Here is a 21,798-nt window from a genome sequence, read left to right as displayed (position 1 = left end):
TATTAGACTTTGAGCAGGTGATTGAATAAATATTTTAAAATCGACAGACTATGTATATTTGGGTGTTAGCTACAAGTTTGTAAAAAAACCGCTTTATTGAATTGAAAATGAACAAATTATTTAAATAACTAAATTTAAAAAATGAAAATATTATTTCTACTCGCTTTCATAATTTCTATAAATTCTTATTCACAAAACAATTTAAATAAAACATTAATTGGAAAATGGAAATTAGTTGCTGAAAGTGGCAAAAATGGAAGTGCTAAAATTTTTACGAATGAAATTAAAAATGGCGAAACATTAATATTCGAAAGTAAAAGTAAGCTTCAAAATGAAAATGGAGATAAAGGAACGTATAAAATCAATGGAAATAAATTAAAAATAAATATTGCCAAAAAAGAACGATTTTATTTAATGTTTTTTGATGAAATTAACCCCAATAAAATTTATCTAAATCCTGTAACTTCCAAATACGAAATTATTTGTGATGAAGGTTGTTCATTCACATATATAAAACTGTAAAAAAACCTTTATATAAGCAGGTATTGGTAAAATTCGGGTTTAAAATTTTTGTGATTTAGTCACACGAAATATAACTGCTTAGCTTGATTGAAATTGAACTTCCAGTTCTTATTTATCACACACTTCGACAGTACTTTTTCCATTAGCAAATACTTTATGACCAAAAAACTAAATATATCAATACTATTCTGGTTCATCAGTTGTTCCAGTATTTATTCACAAAAAAAAGATGTGGATATTAACAAACAATATCTGAAAATTAAAAATTCAAAAACATTGATAATTGATAGCCTTTCTCTAATAAGAGGAATTGACTTTAGTAATGGAGATAATGCTGATGAAAAAAAATACAAGATTTTCAAAAAAGGAAAGAAAATTATCAAAATTGAGTATGATGAGATTAGCAATGGGTCTAGAAAATGGAATAAAAAAACGACCATATTCTTAGAAAATGATATTCCTTTCTTTATTGTTGAAAGAATTAATGGCGAGGTGATATATCGATTAGATAGTGGTGAAAAATCAGAACCTCATAAAGTAATTGAAGAAATTTATGTTTATGATTGGAATAATGAGAAAGTTAAGAGAATCTATAATGGACACGAAATAACGTACCAAATGAAAATTTGTAAGTTGTGTTATGAAGAATTGATTGAAAAAACTAAACTGAGATTTAACTCAAAATAATAATGATACTTCTTCTCTGTTTAGCTATCTGAATAAACACAAAAAAGAATAAAAATCATCCACTACTAAAAGTAGATTCTATTCTATTGATTTTGAAAAAGATATACATCAATAATTATCTAAACTGCTTAATGTCAAGTATTAAACTTCGCGCAATTGAGTGGAGTTGCATAATTATTTATGTAAATTCCAGTGATATTGACCACCCAATTTCAATTCAAAGTGACCAGGTAATTTCGGTTTAAATTGACCACCCTTAAATTTGATAAAAACTCTTGTTTTTCATGTGTCAATTAGTATTCAAATATAATAAATAATTACTCCCTGTTAACTCCTCTCTTTTTTCTCATAGATTCCCCCTGGAGTTCCAGGCGGTGAGACTGATGTATAAGTCTGTCCAGAATAGCATCGGCAATGGTCTTTTCACCAATAATGTCATACCAGCCCTGCACCGGGATCTGCGATGTTACAATGATGGATCCGTTGTTGTGACGGTCTTCTATGATCTCCAGAAGGGTTATCCTGTTGGCACTGTCCAAAGCCTGAAGACCAAAATCATCAAGGATGATCACATCCTGTCTTTGTATTTTTGCAAGTTCGCGCAGGTATGACCCGTCTGCTTTTGCCATTTTTAGTTTGGCAAACAGCTTGGAAGTATTAAAATAATTGACCTTGAAGCCTTCGATACAGGCCTGATAGCCCAATGCGGTTCCCAGGTAACTTTTACCCACGCCTGTACTTCCTGTGATCAGGATGTTTTCATTTTTTTCTACGAACTCACATCCTGCAAGACGCATTACCAGATTACGGTCGAGATTGCGGGTGTCATCGAAGTTGATACTTTCAATACTGGACCTGTAATGGAACTTTGCATTTTTGATGCTTCGCTCTATGCGCCTGTTGTGCCTCTCATCCCATTCGGCATCGATGAGCATCGATATAAACTGGTCGAGGGTATAATGGTCTGTCCTTCCGCTTTCAATAGCGGTCTTAAAGGCATTGTGCATGCCGTAAAGCTTCATTTGCTTCATTTTGCTCACTGTCGGTTCGTTCATAACTGTTGATATTTAATGATAATATTGTTTTCCTCTGATGTTGCCGTGATCAGGCAGTTCCTGCTCCTTTTCTTCTTTTTCCGGATCGATCATCTGATCCAGATTGTTCTCCAATATCTTCTGTACGGTCTTAAAGCTGTAGATCTTAAAATCCAATGCCCGTTTACAAGCATTTATCAATCGCTCTCTTCCTACTTTCTTTTCGAAGTTCAGGATTCCCAGGCAGCTTTTGTAAGCTTGCTCGGGATGATTCCGACTGTCGATAATTTGGAGGATATATTCTCCCACTGCAGTATCAATACTGTTTGCCCAATCGATAAAGCGGGCAGCACTCCATCCGGCCACGAACTGGTGGGTGCTGGCTAAATGTTCTGTAATGGTCGTGTAGACATAAGGCTTGTAATTGCGTCTGTGCATCGCGATCCTGTTGTATTTATAGTAGATCTCCACAGTGGAAGATGTGTATAGGATCTTGATCTTTTTCTTGATATACTGGTACGGAACACTGTAGTAGTTCTTATCCCGGCTCAACTGTACGTGCCCGTTCTGCATCACTGTTGCAAAGGATTGGTACCTGATCTCAAAACGACGCTCAGGCAGTGGGCGCAGCTGCTGCTTCTCGTCCTCCAGGAACAGCTCGTAGCGGGAGTAAGGGCGTCCTGTGAGCTTGCGTTTGTTATGAGAGTCCAACAGATCCCAGATCTCACTATTTAGTTCATCCAGGCCGCAGGATCCCTGTTGAAGGTTGGCGTAGATCCTTCTGTACAGGATCTTTACCGCTCCCTCTACCAAGGATTTATCCCTCGGTTTGTAAGCCCTGGCAGGCAAGATGGTCGTTTCATAATGTTCGGCCAGATCGGCCAGGGTCTCATTGATGGTGGGTTCAAAACGGCTGCTTTTGATCACTGCGGATTTTAAATTATCAGGAACGATCGCTGCCGGTGTGCCTTCAAAAAAGCGGATGGCATTTTCTACAGAACGTACAAAATCTTCCTTCTGCTGGCTCATAGAGGCTTCAGCATACGTGTACTGGCTTGCTCCCAGAATAGCTACAAAAAACTGAACTTCTTTAAGCTCCCCGCTTTCCTTATCAATAATGGAGAGTGTTTTCCCTGCATAATCGACATACATCTTATCACCGGATTTGTGATTCATATGCATCACCGGGTTCACACGCTTGCCCCATATCTTGTAATGATGCCGGAACTGTGAACTCTGAAAACCATCAGGATGCAGTGCAAGATATTGCTCCCACATATGATGGATAGTGATTCCTACCTTTTTGAGCTCACGTTCCATCTTTGGGAAAAAATCGTACAGGGACTGTAGTTTGGGGCTAATGGACTCCGCGGTGGTATTGGAAAACAAAAGTTCCAGCTCGGCATCTGTCTTGGCATTGATCGCATCAAGGTTTAAGCCCAGAATCTCATACAATGAGATGTATTTTTTAACGGTATTTCTGGAAAGGGATAAATAGCTGCTTATAAATAACTTGCTCTTTCCAGTGCTGTAGAATTTTATGACTTTTCTAATTTTACTCATGTCTGTTATTTTATTTGCCATAATCCGCTTTTTTTAACGAATGTATGACGCTAACATCATGAAAAAATCAAGTCGTTTTTATCTCAAATATAACCCAGATAACAGGTGGTCATTTTGGACCGGAAAGTGGTGGTCACTTTGCTCCGAAATCAGTGGTCAATTTACTCCGAAATTAGGTGGTCAATTTGACCGTCTTTTCCAATAAGATTAACAATACAATTAGTTTTCAAATGTATAAAAGCCCAAATTAAAAATTTTGTGGAAAACCGTAAATCATAGGGATTTTTAAAACAAAGTTCTAGTTTCTATTTCCTTAAAAACTAAATATTTTTATAAATTAACTACTCTTAAATATAAATTTCTGTTACTTTATTAATAAATGAATATGATTAATAAGTTTTTCTATTATGTAGTCTTTTAGAGTTGTTTAACATTAGCAGTTTTGCACATTACTGATTTTTAATTCGTTTAATAACTTCATTTTTATCAAAATCAGGAGGTAAAGGTTTAAATGTTTTGTCAGTTTTAGTTAAGCTATATTTTTTGCGTTGGAATTCTCTAAGTTTATCTATTTCTATAGTTCCTATAACAGTTACATTATTTTCACCACCTTTTAATTTTACAATGTCAATATTGTAAGATTTAGCTGGTTGACTAATTCTCGTATCACCAAAATGACTAGAATTAACTTGTACAACATAACAATGTATGTCTCTTGTAAGAGATTCAACTAAGTTTGAAAAATAATTTGTGTCTTGATTGTATTCGATTGCAAAAAGTAGATCAATTTTACTACGTAACAAACTTCGATGTGCAATATTTGCAAGTTCGAAACAATAAAATACAGAAAAATATATATTCTTCCATTTAAATATATGATACCTATTTGTAGATGGTTTTGGAATTAAGTAGTGATTTCCTATTATCAACTCTTCTTCAACCGGAGCATAGTGGTTTTTTAATCGAAAAACAATCGTAGCATCCTTCTTTCCATCAATTTCAAAAGGTAATATAGTAGCTATAAAATTAAAAGAGTAATTATTTACAGTTATATGCTCTAATCCTGATATTACTAAAGTTTGATTTTTTTCTGCATATCTAACAAGACTTGAAAAAATTTCTACAGGAATAAAAAATTCGGGAAAAGCCACAATGTCAGCTTTGTTTTTTCTAGTTTCTTTAAGAAATCGTACAAGATTTTGATATCGTAAGTTAGAAATATTTGGTGTATTTCTTAAACCTGCCACAATATTTTTCTCATCAACGAATGTGTTTGCTACTCCTATTTTAGGTTTCAATTTTTCTTCGGTAGAGTTAATGTGTATTTCTTGTATTATTTCATCACCGTGACCATCTTTTTTTGGAAATTTGTAAAATTTATCTTTAAGATAATCGATATTATCATCAAATTTATCAGACGATATATGATTTTGATTTGCCTTTCTATACCTCTCGAAAACTTGATCTAGAAAATGTTTGTTTTCAAAATAATCAGCAATATCAAAGTATCCGTTTTTATTTTTCATAGCTTTTTTCTTTTAAATCAGTAAATAACTGTGATATTGTGCACTCCCAAAATTTAATTGGACGTGGTGAATTTGATAACAAATTTTCGTCAATAGTATATTTTTCTACATTAAAATTTAAACTTAATAGATTAATTGTTGTCGTATAACTTTCTTTAGTATAATTTAATAAGGGTATAGAAACGTAGTGATGTCTTAGCATATTTGTTTTTCGATATCTCATTGTCCAAAATGAATCTGGACGTGTTATTTCGTTAAAGAAAAAACCAATATATTCACTTTCTAATTTGTTACTTCTGTATTCAAAGTTTTTAAGAACTTTTTTATTTTGTTTTAAGAAATTTGGATTTAGTGATAAAACTAATTCATGTGAAATATCTAAAAACTTAATTAAAGTATTTATAATATATTGATTTTTGATTTTAGTATTTTTAAAATTATCTTTTAGTAAATCAATTTTTTTTATTTCTTCTATACATCTAAAATAAAAATCTACGTATTCAATAGGTTTGTTGTTAACTAATAAATATGTGAAAATTTTTTCCCATAATCGATAAAACTCAATTATATTTTCTCCATTAAAAAGTTTCAAAAATTTCTTAATTTCGTCATCAGAAACACTTTTTTTATGTTTAATTGCTCCAAGAATTTTATTAGTTAAATAGACAGTTAAGCCATACCTGTTTTCTTTATAATCTTTTAATGTTCTTACTTTACCTTCAGAATCAGTGTAATTTAAATAAAATGCATTTTTATCAAAATCCCCTAAGTCTTCATTGTCATCAGGAAGATCTCTAAATTCACTTGACTTAAAATCTAATTCTTGTTTTAATTTATCAATTACTAGGTCAGATTCTTTGTAATCAAAATAATACATGGATGTTTTTTGTGATTGACAAACTAAATTATCATATTGATCGATTTTGATAATATTTTTACCATCTCCACCAGGCATAATTTTGAATAGTGGATAAAGTGTTTGTAATAGATATTTATCAACTCGTGATAATTCAAAAATCTTGTTCTTATTATCAATTTCATTTAAGATCTTAACTTTGTATTCATCAAAATCAAAAGAATATTTTTCATAGATACCTTTTGGATAATCTTCTATATTTGGTTCAGAAAGGACAATTAATATATCATCAACGTATCTACCATAATATGCTGGTTTAAACTTATTAGTTACAATTTTATCAAAATCATTTAGATAATGATTTGCAATTACATATGATGATAATAATCCTATAGGTAATAGTGATTTATTTTCCAATTCAGAAGAGAAGTCATGTGGGAATTTATGTTTTTTAGCAATTAAATCAGAATAAATAACATGTATTTTTCTTAAAATATAATTTATACAATTTAGCTTCTCATTAGTTACATCAAAGTATGTGTTTAGATCTACACGGCAAGAATGGAAGTAATCTTTAATATCTAAATTAATAAATAAAGCATTCTTTTCATCTTTTAGCAGATTTTGAGCAACAATTATCGATTCATCTCTCCATTTTTGATATTGGGTAAAATATGGTTTAAATAGAGATGAGTTTTTAACTACATCAGTTTTTTCTTTATTTAAGATTAATCGATTACCCTTACATTCTTTTAATAACTCTGTATCAAACCTAAATCCAAACTCATTTATCCAAATAATTGATATGATATGTAGTTCAATCGGAATATTAATAAATGCGGTAATCTTTTCTAATTTATACGAATCTGATTGTTTTTTATTAGTAATAAAATTTTCATCTTGTTTAGAATTATATATTTTTTTGGGAAATAATTAACAGTTATGGAATTAAAAAGATGTTTGAAGTAATCACTTTTGTCATTAAAATTATTTAATTCATTAAGTAATTTTGTGAATTTAATATCTAAATTCTCTTCTATACTTTTGTCTTCATGTGTGAAAATATCAAATATGCTTTTTGTTTCATCCGCTGTGTATAGTTTAGAAACTTCCCAATTAAGATTAAAATTGGATTTTACTGTGTCAGTTTCGAATTCTACAAGTTTTTCTCTTAGGAATAATTCAGTATTGTCATAATATACATATGTTTTTAATTTGTTGTATGCTAACTTAATTTTATCTATGTTTAAATTCATTTTAGTAATTAATTATTAGGATTTTAAATTTTTAAACAACTTCTATATCAAATATATAAAGAACTTTAATTCAAATTACGGATTCCAGTGAACACAACAATAAAAACACGACAATTACGGTTCAGTATTTTAATTTAATTCAGCAACAAATTATAAATATTACTCATAATAAATCTCTACCATATTCATGATTTTTCATTCCTAATCTAGCTATACTTTATGATGACTAATTTTTTAACTATAGGCATAGTGCTGGAAGAGTTTATAGTTTTTTAATTTCATCTAAAGTAGATTTTAAGAGAGATGGTGCTTTCTTATTAATCAGGTCTATATAAGAAATTTTTGATGCATTAAAAGTATCTATTGCAATACAGTATTCCTCTGAAATTTGATAATTGTCTGAATAATGTTTATTTAAGAATGTGTATAACACTTCACAAAAAATACCGAAATTAGCTTTTGTAAAACCATTTAATTGTGGTACTAATAATAATAATGCTCCAACAAATTCTTTCCCATTTTCTTCAAAATGAAATACTAAGTCAGGATTAATATAAATTGGAAAGTTCATTATAGTAATTATTTTCACAGATTTATGGATAGTCTCAAATTTAGTTATATTAGTTGGTCTTAAATTTAAGATATCAAATTCTTTAAAACTTTTCAATATATCCAAGTTTCTTTGATACATTACTTTATCCCTCTTACTGTCTGTATTTTTTTGTCTATCTAATATATCTTTAATTTTCTCATCATAATATTCATCTACACCATTTTTAAAAGTATTATAAATAGAACTGTTACTAATACTCCAATAATTTCCTCCACCATTTTTATCATCATCTTTTTTTTCCTTTACTTTCCTCGTTTTCAGTTTTAATGCGAAATTCCGTTTTGATTTATCAGAGCTTTTTGTTCTAAATTCAACTAATTCCTTAATTCTGATTTTTTCCATGATTATTTTGGCGTTTTGAGATTTTATTTTAATATTTTCTTATGAAATTACAGCTAAAATTCAAACATAATTCTTTTTTTATTTATACAATTACGGTTTTCCGTAAATAACAAAAATAAAAAGCTAATCAAAACTATTATTCAGTATTTTTACTGAATTCTCATCACTATATATAAATTTCTTCAACTCTTAAAAAACAAAAAATCCCAACTCTCGTCAGGATTAATCTGAAAGATTTATACTATTCTATTTTTCAAATTCGTTAGATTAAGATCTGCAAACATACAATAGAGATTAATTATTTAATATAAATATTCTTTCGTCCCACCTTATTTTCTATCTTAACTATACCATCAATAACAAAGTTGCGCATTACTCCAGCAATTTCAGTAGATGAAACTTGTGTAGCATCAATTAACTTAAAATTAATCAGCTCTGCTTTAATTTCTGCTACGGTTTTACCGGTGTTGAGAAAACTAGATTGTACAATACATTTTCGAATTTTACCAGTTAAATTTGCTTTTGCTTTCCTATCGTCTGGAAGGGCTTTATGAGGTACTAATTTAATCTTAAAATCATCTAAAGTTTCTAATGGATAATGGACAGCCTTAGCATATTCTACATAATAATCAATATTTGTAGTAATCCCTTTCTCAATGCTAAGAACAGTATTGTCTGTTATATCCGTCATAAAAGCAATATCATTAATAGAGAAATTAAGTTCAATTCTTCTCTGCTTTAGTTTTTTGCCAATCTGTCCTCTATATTCAGGAGAAACTAATCTTGCTTTTTTATCAGATTTATTCAATTTATATGTATTTTTATATTTAATTAATTATTATTTGCATATATCAGTTATAATATTTACATTTGTCATACAACATACATAAAGTATAAGCGACCAATATTAACTTGAGTCTTGTTATCGAAAACGGCTAATTTTTAGATGACGCAAGACCAGTAGGGTTGTCGCAACCTCATATTTTGTAACTTTGCATTTTATGGGGTGGGCACCCTATCGGAAACTTCGTCATAGGTTCTTAGCCGTACCGCGATAAAAGTGGAAGATAGGGTTCCACCCTTTCCTTCATAGACTCGTTCCATACAATCGAAACTAAATATTATGAGAACGACATTTTCAACCATTCTTCTTATTTGCCCACCGGAGTAGTCCGCTAGCAAAACAGGAAAAATTATAGCTATATGCCAGATTTGCCTATAAAATGCTTGGTTGGCATCACTTACTTATTATTGACACATTCCGAAATTCCTTTAATTGTAAAAGGAAAGCCAGACTACGCTTTAAACTCACACCTTAAAAGTACTCGCTTTCTTTTAATTTTCCAAATTATTTTTCAGCACGAAGGGAATTTATTACTGAAAACAAAAAAGTAAACGGTCTGTATAATTCAGACGGTTATGGTTGTTTTTATATTTCAATAAAATGTTTTCACTTTTAAAAATGACACTTACAATAGGTGCACAATCTATTGCGGCTTCACAGCTTACACGAGACGTTAATTTTCATTCATATTAATTTTTGACCTTGATGGGTGGGGAGTTTTCTGCACTGGTAAAACTTCCTCCCGAAAGGTCTTTTAAACAATTAAAGTACAAAACAGACAGTAAAAATTAATCAAACACAAAGACCTAAAAAGCCCTTTCTGCACAATAGTATCTTGGAATTTACACAGTGCAGGAAAGAGCAAAGTTTAACAAATTAAACCTTAACAAAAGTATGAAAAATATCTTTTGCAGGGGCTTTTGTCCCTTATTTTTACACTTGTGGCAACCACCACGTCTCTTGCCCAGAACAGGTCTCTTAAAATTGGAGATCCCATTCCTGAAAGTTTTTGGGCAACACCTTTACAGGTTGTTAATCATCCTCAGAAAACGATTGATCTTTCAGAGGATAAGAATAAATTAATCCTAATAGATTTTTGGAGTACATGGTGCAGTGCCTGCCTGATCAATCTTCCTAAAATTGAATCATTGCAACAAAAGTTCGGAAATAAAATCAAAATACTTCCGGTAAGCAGCCAGGATAAAGCCGCTTTGGAAAAATTCTTCTCTTCTCCAAATGGGAAGAGGCATAATAATATGCTGTCTACCTACGATGACAAGAAACTTCACGACCTGTTTCCACATGCAGGTGTTCCGTTTATCATATGGATCAAGGACGGAAAAGTATTCAATTCGACTGATGCAGGACAGCTTACTGAACAAACCATCAATGAAGTGCTAAGCGGTGATAAATCATCCCTTCAGACCATTATCCAAATGGACAGGGCAAGGCCATTGATGCTATCCGAAGACTATGAGCGTCAGAGAAATGTTCAACTCCTCAATTATTCATTTTTTGCTAAAGGACAAATTCCTGACATTGGTGCAGGGGGAACATATCGCAAAACAGCATCAGGAAAAATCCACGGTAGACAATTTACCAATGTTCCCTTATGGAGTATATATTATCCTATAGGATATGAGCTTATCAAACAGCAAGATAAAATGTCTTTCACAGGAAAAAGGATAATTATCAACGTTAATCAACCAGAACAACTAATGCCGATAGAAAAATCAGACGGCTCAAATGATGGAACCAATCTCTATAACTACGAGTTCATTATCCCAGAACAGAAATCTGATTATCTCTACAATTATATGCTGGAAGATCTCAATCGTTATTCAGGTTATACTGTAACTTTTGAGAAAAGACCTGTAAAATGTTTTGTTCTAGTGAGAACAAGCACAAAAGACAAGCTGGCAACCAAAGGAGGTGAAAAGCGTTCCACCTTTCCACAAACCCCATCCATCCTTAAAAATGTACCGCTTAAAAATATGGTCAATATGCTTAACGGTGAAATTCCCATCAGGGAATTGTTTATCGATGAGACAGGATACAAGGGCAATGTTGATTTGGAAGTTTCGGGAGTCAAAGATATTGCCACCTTAAAAAAAGAGCTTCGGAAATACGACCTTGACCTGATACCTCAAGAGCGTCAGGTTTTGATGATGGTCATCAAAGACTAGCGGAAATAAACATTCCACCGCTTGAAAAATCATTGAATTTACATTAACACAAAACTATATCAGACTATGAAGAAATTATTAGTGCTTCCCGTCCTATGCTATTGCGTGCCTATAATGGCACAGCAGATGTTTACAGGAAGCGTTATCGACGAAAAAACCCGATTACCTGTAAGAGGAGCAACAATCACCATACAGAACTCAAAAACCGTAACTACTACGGACAGATATGGAAACTTCAGTCTTAGTACCAATTACAAAAAAATCAATCTTGTTATTATCGGTAAAGGCTATGAAGAGCAGGTCATTTTTTTGGAGCTTCCTTTGAAAGAACCATTAAAAATTAATCTATCCGAAAAGATAGCCCAAATAGATGAGGTAGTACTCACGACAGGTTATCAGAAAATCCCTAAAGAACGTTCCACAGGTTCTTTTTCATCGGTGAGTAATGCAGCCCTGAATACACAGGTTTCCACCAATATTCTTGACCGTTTAGCTGCGACAGCCAACGGAATTGTTATTAATAAAGGTACTTCCCAAGGAGGCTCACAAATTATGGTCAGAGGTCTAAGTACCATTCAGGGACCTAAATCGCCTTTGATTGTAGTAGACAATTTTCCTTATGACGGGGACATCAGCAATATTGATCCCAACATTGTTGAAAGCATTACCGTTCTTAAAGATGCCGCCGCATCGAGTATCTGGGGAGCAAGGGCGGCTAACGGTGTGATTGTCATTACAACCAAAACAGCAAAGTACAACCAGCCTGTGACCGTCAATTTCAATACTTATTTAATGACGAGTCCAAAGCCTGATTTCAATTATCTGAAAACAATGTCAAGTGCAGACTACATCGATGTCGAACAGGAAATGTTCAAGAAGAATTTCTACAATACAGATATTAATTCCACAAGTCATCCTGTATTATCTCCTGTGGTTGACCTTTTGAATAAAGAAAAGAAAGGACTGCTTTCATCCGAATATGTAAGAAACGAAATAGAACGCCTAAAGACGATTGACTCCCGTGACCAATACAAAAAGTATATGTATCAGCCTTTGGAGAACAGACAGTATTCGCTAAGTATGGCAGGCGGAGCTCCTCAATTTTCTTGGACATCATCTTTGGGATATGATGACAATACGGGAAATCTTGGTGAAAAATACGAGCGTGTGAACCTTCGTTTTCACAATACCTGGCAACCACTGAAGAACCTTACTTTGAACACAGGAATCTTTTTCACTCATTCAGCGACCCAAAGCGGACGCAGTGCTTTTGGAAGCATTATTATGAAAACCAACGCTGTTCCCTATATGGAAATGGCAGATGCATTCGGAAATCCGTTGGCAGTTTCAAAATCTTATGAGCAGGGTTATAAATCAGCATTAGGAAACGGAAAATTACTGGACTGGAATTATTATCCGCTTACCGATTGGGAGCACAATACTGCTAAAAGCAGAAGTTCGGAAATCATTCTCAACGCAGGATTGAATTACAAACTGTTGAAAGGATTGGATGTTGATATAAAATATCAGTATCAAAGAACTACTGGACTTTCCAATACCCTTTATGATGAAGGAAGTTACTTTGTAAGAGATTATGTAAACAGGTTCACGGTCATTAATTCCAATGGCAGTCTGACCTACAATGTACCCAAAGGAGCAATAATAGATAAGACCAACTCGCAATTGTTAATTAACAACTTCAGAGGACAGCTCAACTTTAACAGAAGTTTTGGTAACCATCAGGTTTCAGCTATTTTGGGAAGTGAGGTAAGAGATTCCAATTCACAGTCGAGCAATAACCGTTATTATGGCTACGACTCGAATAACCTTTCCTTTGGAACGGTCGACCTCAGCAAGAGATTCCCGATCATTGCAGGAGGTACAGCTTTTATCGATAATCTGAATTCTTTGAGGGAATCAACCAATCGTTTTGTTTCGGTCTATGCCAATGCAGCCTACACATTTGATAACCGATATACCATATCGGGAAGTGCCCGTCGTGATGCCAGCAACTTGTTCGGGCTGAAGACCAATGACCAATGGAATCCTTTCTGGTCGGCAGGTCTATCTTGGAATGTAGGCAATGAAAAGTTCTATTCTGTGAGCTGGCTTCCTGATCTGAAATTGAGAGGTTCTTATGGTTTCAATGGGAATATCAATCCTGCAATGGTGGCTGTAACAACAATGGCATTGCTCGGTGTTTCAACATACACGCAGGAGCAGATGGCGAGATTTGACAATTACTACAATCCCCAGCTTCGTTGGGAAACGGTCAGAATGATCAATGCAGGATTGGATTTTGCAACCAAAAACAACCGAATTTCAGGTTCAGTGGAGTATTTCCAGAAAAAAGGAGAAAATCTTTTCGGACAGGTTCCACTGGATTACACCATTGGACTAAGCAGTCTTGTATGGAATGTTGCAGGAATAGAAGGAAAAGGTGTTGATGTGGAACTCAAGACCATCAATATCAACAAATCATTCAGATGGCTTACAACACTTAATTTCAGTACCTACAAAGATAAAGTGACGAAGTATTATCCGAGCAGTACTATGGCAAGGAACTTCGTACTTGCTTCTGTTCCTATATCAGGAATTGAAGGCTTACCTGTGTATTCGATGTTCGGTTATCAATGGGCAGGACTTGACCCTCAGACAGGTGACCCAAGAGGTTATCTGAATGGAGAGGTCAGTAAGGATTACGCTAATATAATGGGTGGCGATGTCAAAGACCTAAAGTATTTCGGTTCAGCAGTACCAACTGTTTACGGTTCTTTCACGAACACGTTTGCTTACAAGCAACTAAGCCTTGATGTTGGAATTACTTATAAGCTGGGTTATTATTTCAGAAAACCGTCCATTAACTACACCAGTTTATTCAGGGAATGGAATGGTCACAGCGATTACGAGCAGAGATGGCAGAAACCAGGTGATGAAGCCTTTACCAATGTTCCTTCCAATCTCTATCAGACGAATTCCAACAGGGATGCATTCTATGCAGGTTCGGCTGCCCTGATTGAAAAAGGCGACCATATCCGTCTGCAGTACATCAATCTTGGATATGAGATCAGTAAAAAGCAATGGCGTGGTTTACCGCTTAAAAGTCTTCAGATGTATGCCAATGTGAGTAATCTCGGAATACTTTGGCAAGAGAGTAAAAGCGGAATCGACCCTGATTTCAATTTGGGAAACAATGTCTTAAAACCTCCTATGACCTTCACCTTAGGATTAAAAGCTAAATTTTAAAATTGATAGAAATGAGAAAAACTAAAATATTTTTAATATCATTATCATTAATTCTGATCTCGTTTGGATGCAGTGATTTTTTAGATGAAAAGTCCGACCTGAAACTGGCGACTCTGGACAGATTGGAAGACAACCAGATGCTTCTCAATAATTATGGTTTCCTCAATGTCGACTTTGCTTCGAGTGGAGAAACAAGTTCGGATGATTATTATCTTACAGATGCGGATTACAATGGTTTGAGCTTTGAGGCGACCAAACGTTTTCATACGTGGATGCCTGATAATGTGGCGAATCCCATTTCATCAGGAAATGATTGGTCTACCTGTTACAGAAGCATCTATATTTGTAATGCCGTTCTGTTCAATATGCAGGATAAAAACTTTACAGGAGAACAGGCAGATAACATCAGAGGTCAGGCATTGGCATTACGTGCTTTCCGATATCTGGATGCTGCTCAGATCTGGTGTAAGGTTTATAATCCTCAAACTGCAGGAACAGATTTGGGGCTTCCGCTAAGACTTGACCCCGATATGAATATTCCATCAGTGCGTTCAACAGTCAAGCAGACCTATGAGCAAATCATCAGTGATCTGCAGACTGCAATACCGTTACTCTTGCCTAAGCAGATTTCAGGGATGCGTATATCAAGAGCCGCTGTGTACGGTTTATTGGCTCGTACCTATCTATTCATGGGAGATTATAATAATGCGCTTTACAATACTCAGCAAGCATTGAGCATCAATAATGAGCTGATGGATTTTAATACTCTGAATTCCAATGCTGATTTTCCTATTGAGGAAATGAATAAAGAAATTCTTTTGTGGACAGCTATAACCTATGAGTCCCACTTAATGCCTGCCAAGATTCCCGACCACATTTACCAGATGTATAATAACAATGATTTGCGCAAAACTGTATTTTTCAGAAAAAATACAGCTAATGAAGTTCTATTCAAAGGCTACTATAATAATGTCAATGGACCGATTGTCAGTGTGGCAACCGATGAACTTTATTTGATGGTAGCTGAGTGTAATGTAAGACTGAATAAAATCCAAGAAGGTATGGGTTATCTCAATAATTTGCTTTCCAAAAGATGGAAAACAGGAACTTATGTTCCGATAACAGCAAGTTCACAGTTAGATGCTCTGACTATTATTTTGAAGGAAAGAAGAAAAGAACTTCTCATTCGTGGACTAAGATGGTCAGACCTAAAAAGATACAATCGTGATGGTGCAAATATTACACTTACCAGAACGGTTAACGGGCAAACCTACACTTTACCTCCCAATGATCCACGATATGCAATAGCTATTCCCGAAGATATTATTTCGCTTACGGGAATGCCACAGAATCCAAGATAAAAATAATAGGGTTGGCAAATTATTGTCAACCCTACTTTTTAATACTGATTGAAAGGACTGTTATTGTCGTTTTTCAAGAGGATGAATATCAAGGATTTCACTATTAGTTAATCCCCCAATCACATCAATTAAATCTTGTCCATCAGGAACTGTGATTGTACATGGTTTATTCCCTGTAGTAACACATCCTGAACCTACTCCTTCTGTCCAATTGGATACTTGGGAGAAAGCTCCAGTTGCGACACTACTACTGTTATAAAAATATTGCATTGGTTCTGCCTTTTTTTCTGCGATTTTAAAAGACATTAGAGCACCTGTAAACATAACAGCTGCAATAGCTACCGCATTCATTTTCAAAAATTGATTGAATTTCATTTTATTGGTCTTTTTATATGGAAAAGACGGTCAAATTGACCACCTAATTTCGGAGTAAATTGACCACTGATTTCGGAGCAAAGTGACCACCACTTTCCGGTCCAAAATGACCACCTGTTATCTGGGTTATATTTGAGATAAAAACGACTTGATTTTTTCATGATGTTAGCGTCATACATTCGTTAAAAAAAGCGGATTATGGCAAATAAAATAACAGACATGAGTAAAATTAGAAAAGTCATAAAATTCTACAGCACTGGAAAGAGCAAGTTATTTATAAGCAGCTATTTATCCCTTTCCAGAAATACCGTTAAAAAATACATCTCATTGTATGAGATTCTGGGCTTAAACCTTGATGCGATCAATGCCAAGACAGATGCCGAGCTGGAACTTTTGTTTTCCAATACCACCGCGGAGTCCATTAGCCCCAAACTACAGTCCCTGTACGATTTTTTCCCAAAGATGGAACGTGAGCTCAAAAAGGTAGGAATCACTATCCATCATATGTGGGAGCAATATCTTGCACTGCATCCTGATGGTTTTCAGAGTTCACAGTTCCGGCATCATTACAAGATATGGGGCAAGCGTGTGAACCCGGTGATGCATATGAATCACAAATCCGGTGATAAGATGTATGTCGATTATGCAGGGAAAACACTCTCCATTATTGATAAGGAAAGCGGGGAGCTTAAAGAAGTTCAGTTTTTTGTAGCTATTCTGGGAGCAAGCCAGTACACGTATGCTGAAGCCTCTATGAGCCAGCAGAAGGAAGATTTTGTACGTTCTGTAGAAAATGCCATCCGCTTTTTTGAAGGCACACCGGCAGCGATCGTTCCTGATAATTTAAAATCCGCAGTGATCAAAAGCAGCCGTTTTGAACCCACCATCAATGAGACCCTGGCCGATCTGGCCGAACATTATGAAACGACCATCTTGCCTGCCAGGGCTTACAAACCGAGGGATAAATCCTTGGTAGAGGGAGCGGTAAAGATCCTGTACAGAAGGATCTACGCCAACCTTCAACAGGGATCCTGCGGCCTGGATGAACTAAATAGTGAGATCTGGGATCTGTTGGACTCTCATAACAAACGCAAGCTCACAGGACGCCCTTACTCCCGCTACGAGCTGTTCCTGGAGGACGAGAAGCAGCAGCTGCGCCCACTGCCTGAGCGTCGTTTTGAGATCAGGTACCAATCCTTTGCAACAGTGATGCAGAACGGGCACGTACAGTTGAGCCGGGATAAGAACTACTACAGTGTTCCGTACCAGTATATCAAGAAAAAGATCAAGATCCTATACACATCTTCCACTGTGGAGATCTACTATAAATACAACAGGATCGCGATGCACAGACGCAATTACAAGCCTTATGTCTACACGACCATTACAGAACATTTAGCCAGCACCCACCAGTTCGTGGCCGGATGGAGTGCTGCCCGCTTTATCGATTGGGCAAACAGTATTGATACTGCAGTGGGAGAATATATCCTCCAAATTATCGACAGTCGGAATCATCCCGAGCAAGCTTACAAAAGCTGCCTGGGAATCCTGAACTTCGAAAAGAAAGTAGGAAGAGAGCGATTGATAAATGCTTGTAAACGGGCATTGGATTTTAAGATCTACAGCTTTAAGACCGTACAGAAGATATTGGAGAACAATCTGGATCAGATGATCGATCCGGAAAAAGAAGAAAAGGAGCAGAACTGCCTGATCACGGCAACATCAGAGGAAAACAATATTATCATTAAATATCAACAGTTATGAACGAACCGACAGTGAGCAAAATGAAGCAAATGAAGCTTTACGGCATGCACAATGCCTTTAAGACCGCTATTGAAAGCGGAAGGACAGACCATTATACCCTCGACCAGTTTATATCGATGCTCATCGATGCCGAATGGGATGAGAGGCACAACAGGCGCATAGAGCGAAGCATCAAAAATGCAAAGTTCCATTACAGGTCCAGTATTGAAAGTATCAACTTCGATGACACCCGCAATCTCGACCGTAATCTGGTAATGCGTCTTGCAGGATGTGAGTTCGTAGAAAAAAATGAAAACATCCTGATCACAGGAAGTACAGGCGTGGGTAAAAGTTACCTGGGAACCGCATTGGGCTATCAGGCCTGTATCGAAGGCTTCAAGGTCAATTATTTTAATACTTCCAAGCTGTTTGCCAAACTAAAAATGGCAAAAGCAGACGGGTCATACCTGCGCGAACTTGCAAAAATACAAAGACAGGATGTGATCATCCTTGATGATTTTGGTCTTCAGGCTTTGGACAGTGCCAACAGGATAACCCTTCTGGAGATCATAGAAGACCGTCACAACAACGGATCCATCATTGTAACATCGCAGATCCCGGTGCAGGGCTGGTATGACATTATTGGTGAAAAGACCATTGCCGATGCTATTCTGGACAGACTTATACATCAGTCTCACCGCCTGGAACTCCAGGGGGAATCTATGAGAAAAAAGAGAGGAGTTAACAGGGAGTAATTATTTATTATATTTGAATACTAATTGACACATGAAAAACAAGAGTTTTTATCAAATTTAAGGGTGGTCAATTTAAACCGAAATTACCTGGTCACTTTGAATTGAAATTGGGTGGTCAATATCACTGGAATTTACAACCAAGCTTCTTTTTCATTTTGTTTCGTTGGAAGGTGTCCGAGATTTTGGAGGACTTCTTCCAACGATATGCTGTTGAATTGTTTGCAGTTCATTGTTGTAATTTTTACTGTTTTTTGGTGATAAATAGTAGGTGTTCTGTCAGTTCAAGCGGTTTGGTTTGGTTCTGACTAATTTTTGATGAATTGATGAGAAAACATTGTATTTAGCTGAATGATAATATTTTACACTCTCATCAATCTCTCATCATCTCATCAAACTTGAAGTATTATTCTCATCAGTCTCTCATCAAAAATCAAGGGTTTAAAATTTGATGAGGCTTTTGATGAGCTGTAACTAATTGATTTTATTTTCATTATCTATTAATTCATCATTTCATCAAATTTTTGAAGAATAAAATTCCTTTCTACTGTAAAATACCGCCTGTTTTATTTTGTTGGAAAAAACTTAAACCATAATCTAGGTCGTATTTGATATAGGCTAATGAATTTTTTTCAGGCTCGAGTTTCCAGATTTCTTTGAGTAATTTCCTGACATCATTGATTGTCCAATAACTGTTTTTTGAACATTTTTTACCCAGCATATTGAAAATATCCTGAGGAATACAATGGATTTTGCTGTCTTCATTACTTTCGAAAAACTCATATAAAAGTTCGATGATCTTGGATTCCAGTTTATTGCTGTTCTTCCAAACCAATCTTTGAAGAGCCTTCGTTCTGATCTGTGAATCTGTGAACCACATCCTTGTCTCCTTATGACTGTGGAAGGGTCTTTGAATTAGGTAACGAAGGAAATAGGGAATCTCCTTGTAGAGATTGTGCAGAAATTCAGTGTTCTCGCTTTTGATTGATCTTACTTTGATTATCCAGAATCGGATCTCATTTTCATCGATTTGAATGAAATTGTCTTCATTATTTGAACAGAGAATAAATTTTCCAAAAGAATTCTACTTCTTCACGGTCTTTTCCCTTGGCTTCTTTTTTGTCTTTGTCAGTCGTGGAAAGATATTTTAAACGTTCCGTAATTTCCTTTTTTTCGAAGAATACTTCATCAATGGCTACAATCAACATCGATGTCCAATCCGAATTGAACTGACTGCTGAAGGAATCTCCTTTTATATAGGTCATATTAAGTCCGAAGATAGATTTAAGCCATTTAATGAATGTGGATTTTCCGGTAGATCTTTCTTTGCTGACCAAGCAAAGGATCGGTAGCATTTGTATGGGATATTGCAACAAAATTTTGATATAGTCTAAGCCCAGCTCCAACTGTTCTCCAAAAATATGTTCCATAAACTTCAAGGAAAATGGAATTTTTTTCTAGAAGTGAATCGATTTCTAAATTCTCTTCAATAGGCTGGTAAGGGATTTCATTGTAGACATTGTAGAATCCTTGAATGATCTGCTGGTATTGCAGATGGGAAGGAATGCAACAGAAGCCATCATACTTGGGAACTTTTGAAACGTATACTTTTCCATAGTCGCTGATAATCGTTTCACGATTCCAGCGGACTAATATCGAGATCTTATCTCCGGAAATTAATGGTTTTTCAATCTTTTTATAGTACGTTGTTCCTACTCTTATATAAGGAATTTTTTCGCTTCATTTTTAAAGGATTTTATACCGTACAGGAAATACGGAAAGGTTAAACAATAGTGATTCGGATAAACAAATGGGTTCGTTATCTTTTATACTTTAGCGATTTGACATCGTTTAAAGCATTCATCAGATCAAATGGCTAATTCGATAGAATCGTCCGATTTGTTCCGCTTTAATGTTCCCTTTAAAATGTGTGAGCGAACCGTCTGATAATCGAGTTTAAGAATTTCTGAACACTCTTTGATAGAGTATAGCTTCTTTTCAATTCGATTTCAGGTTCTTTTTTGAGAGAATAGAGTATCTTTTACTTCCCCTAATTCATCAAGAATGGTTTGGAATGGATTGGTTGTCTGCATAACGATTGTTTTTTTGCAGACAAAATTGTATGATAGACTAATCATACAATTCTACTCAATTGCGTAAAGTTTAATAGCTGATATTAAATAGTTTAGATAATTCCTGATAGATAATCTCTTCAAAATCATTGGGTTTCACAAGGACTGCTCTTGAAAATGTTCCTTTATCAAAATTGGTATTATATTCATTTTCCATTGCCTCAATAATCGTGGAATCTTGATAATCGGGATTAATAATATGATTGTCCTTCAAAAAGCGGTGTATTCTGATGAAAGAAGATTTCTGATCTACGAGTAAATTGTGATTTTCATCGATGAATTTTTTGACTTTCAAGAAAGCAATGAAAATTTTAGAACTGTTTTCACCGATCATAATATCGGAAAGCCGAATCTCTCTTTTTGTTTTGCTGTCTAAAGCAAAATATAGAAGAAGGGTAGCTTCAGCACCGTTGAGAAAATTCCCCTGCAACTTCATCATATTACTTGAACTTATTAGGTTGTTAGATTCTTTTTTGTATTGGTCTAAACAGTATTGGATCTTCTCTTCAAAATTATGATTTCTGGATGCGTCAATGTCTTTGAAATGAAAACTGAAAAAATTATCCAACTTTTCGTACCGAATCAAAAACTCATTTTTTATTTTTTCAGTAAGAACAATTTTGCCAGCTTTCTGTTTGGCTTTGTCAATTCTTTTTGCCAACATCTTTTGAATTTTTCTCCCCTGATTCGATAATAAATCATCATAGGATAACCTACAAATTCTTCCCAAAAATTCCATCGTCCGTATAATTTCTTCTGA

Annotated in this window: 16 protein-coding genes and 1 pseudogene; 7 read left to right on the top strand and 10 right to left on the bottom strand. The window is 34.9% G+C overall.

Annotated elements, in window-relative coordinates; translation table 11 throughout:
* Positions 1-141: 141 nt before the first annotated feature.
* Entirely contained in the window at positions 142-522 is a 381-nt protein-coding gene (locus FDY99_RS00090) for a hypothetical protein (RefSeq protein ID WP_115972233.1), read from the top strand.
* Between the two features lie 156 nt (positions 523-678).
* Entirely contained in the window at positions 679-1,209 is a 531-nt protein-coding gene (locus FDY99_RS00085) for a hypothetical protein (protein ID WP_115972234.1), read from the top strand.
* Between the two features lie 317 nt (positions 1,210-1,526).
* Here FDY99_RS00085 and istB (FDY99_RS00080) read toward each other — a convergent pair whose 3' ends face one another.
* From istB (FDY99_RS00080) to FDY99_RS00050, 7 genes are all read right to left on the bottom strand, one after another.
* Complete coding sequence (gene istB / locus FDY99_RS00080) at positions 1,527-2,264, bottom strand: IS21-like element helper ATPase IstB (RefSeq protein WP_139418563.1); 738 nt, start codon at positions 2,262-2,264, stop codon at positions 1,527-1,529.
* 12 nt (positions 2,265-2,276) lie between these two features.
* The gene (istA, locus tag FDY99_RS00075) at positions 2,277-3,827 is read right to left on the bottom strand and encodes an IS21 family transposase (RefSeq protein ID WP_139418575.1); all 1,551 of its coding nucleotides are present in this window, start codon (positions 3,825-3,827) and stop codon (positions 2,277-2,279) included.
* A gap of 428 nt (positions 3,828-4,255) precedes the next feature.
* Positions 4,256-5,332 (bottom strand): carbon-nitrogen hydrolase family protein, encoded by a 1,077-nt coding sequence (locus FDY99_RS00070; protein WP_139418574.1) that lies wholly within the window; start codon positions 5,330-5,332, stop codon positions 4,256-4,258.
* Positions 5,322-6,605, bottom strand: a complete 1,284-nt coding sequence (locus FDY99_RS00065) for an RNA-directed DNA polymerase (RefSeq protein WP_394344534.1) — start codon at positions 6,603-6,605, stop codon at positions 5,322-5,324. The genes FDY99_RS00070 and FDY99_RS00065 overlap by 11 nt, the downstream gene beginning before the upstream one ends.
* Positions 6,606-7,039: 434 nt before the next feature.
* Positions 7,040-7,444: a hypothetical protein gene (locus tag FDY99_RS00060; RefSeq protein WP_139418572.1), complete on the bottom strand. Its 405-nt coding sequence runs from the start codon at positions 7,442-7,444 to the stop codon at positions 7,040-7,042.
* A 262-nt stretch (positions 7,445-7,706) separates the two neighbouring features.
* Positions 7,707-8,399: a hypothetical protein gene (locus FDY99_RS00055; protein ID WP_139418571.1), complete on the bottom strand. Its 693-nt coding sequence runs from the start codon at positions 8,397-8,399 to the stop codon at positions 7,707-7,709.
* Positions 8,400-8,697: 298 nt separating this feature from the next.
* The gene (locus FDY99_RS00050) at positions 8,698-9,207 is read right to left on the bottom strand and encodes a helix-turn-helix domain-containing protein (RefSeq protein WP_162304120.1); all 510 of its coding nucleotides are present in this window, start codon (positions 9,205-9,207) and stop codon (positions 8,698-8,700) included.
* A 977-nt stretch (positions 9,208-10,184) separates the two neighbouring features.
* On the opposite strand from FDY99_RS00050, the gene FDY99_RS00045 reads away from it, so the two are divergent.
* From FDY99_RS00045 to FDY99_RS00035, 3 genes are all read left to right on the top strand, one after another.
* The gene (locus FDY99_RS00045; RefSeq protein ID WP_162304119.1) at positions 10,185-11,429 is read left to right on the top strand and encodes a TlpA family protein disulfide reductase; all 1,245 of its coding nucleotides are present in this window, start codon (positions 10,185-10,187) and stop codon (positions 11,427-11,429) included.
* Positions 11,430-11,495: 66 nt separating this feature from the next.
* Positions 11,496-14,675: a SusC/RagA family TonB-linked outer membrane protein gene (locus FDY99_RS00040; protein ID WP_139418568.1), complete on the top strand. Its 3,180-nt coding sequence runs from the start codon at positions 11,496-11,498 to the stop codon at positions 14,673-14,675.
* An 11-nt stretch (positions 14,676-14,686) separates the two neighbouring features.
* The gene (locus FDY99_RS00035) at positions 14,687-16,036 is read left to right on the top strand and encodes a RagB/SusD family nutrient uptake outer membrane protein (protein ID WP_139418566.1); all 1,350 of its coding nucleotides are present in this window, start codon (positions 14,687-14,689) and stop codon (positions 16,034-16,036) included.
* Positions 16,037-16,096: 60 nt separating this feature from the next.
* Here the strand turns inward: FDY99_RS00035 and FDY99_RS00030 are convergent, their stop codons facing one another.
* A complete protein-coding gene (locus FDY99_RS00030) occupies positions 16,097-16,411 on the bottom strand; it encodes a hypothetical protein (RefSeq protein ID WP_139418565.1) in 315 nt (104 codons plus the stop codon).
* A 198-nt stretch (positions 16,412-16,609) separates the two neighbouring features.
* Between FDY99_RS00030 and istA (FDY99_RS00025) the strand changes: the two genes are divergently transcribed.
* Together istA (FDY99_RS00025) and istB (FDY99_RS00020) are read left to right on the top strand one after the other, a co-directional pair.
* Positions 16,610-18,175 (top strand): IS21 family transposase, encoded by a 1,566-nt coding sequence (istA, locus tag FDY99_RS00025; RefSeq protein WP_139418564.1) that lies wholly within the window; start codon positions 16,610-16,612, stop codon positions 18,173-18,175.
* On the top strand, positions 18,172-18,909 hold the full coding sequence (istB, locus tag FDY99_RS00020; RefSeq protein ID WP_139418563.1) for an IS21-like element helper ATPase IstB: 738 nt from the start codon (positions 18,172-18,174) through the stop codon (positions 18,907-18,909). Before istA (FDY99_RS00025) ends, istB (FDY99_RS00020) begins: the two co-directional genes overlap by 4 nt.
* Before the next feature lie 497 nt (positions 18,910-19,406).
* Here the strand turns inward: istB (FDY99_RS00020) and FDY99_RS23655 are convergent.
* Positions 19,407-20,637, bottom strand: a pseudogene (locus FDY99_RS23655) (primase-helicase family protein).
* Positions 20,638-21,069: 432 nt separating this feature from the next.
* Positions 21,070-21,798, bottom strand: a 729-nt coding sequence (locus FDY99_RS00005; protein ID WP_228448708.1) for a hypothetical protein, incomplete at its 5' end; no start/stop codon positions are given.

This window comes from Chryseobacterium mulctrae (assembly GCF_006175945.1).
Classification (GTDB): Bacteria; Bacteroidota; Bacteroidia; order Flavobacteriales; family Weeksellaceae; genus Chryseobacterium; species Chryseobacterium mulctrae.
The sequence above is the reverse complement of the archived record's forward strand: the minus strand, read 5'-3'. Positions and strand labels throughout refer to the sequence as shown.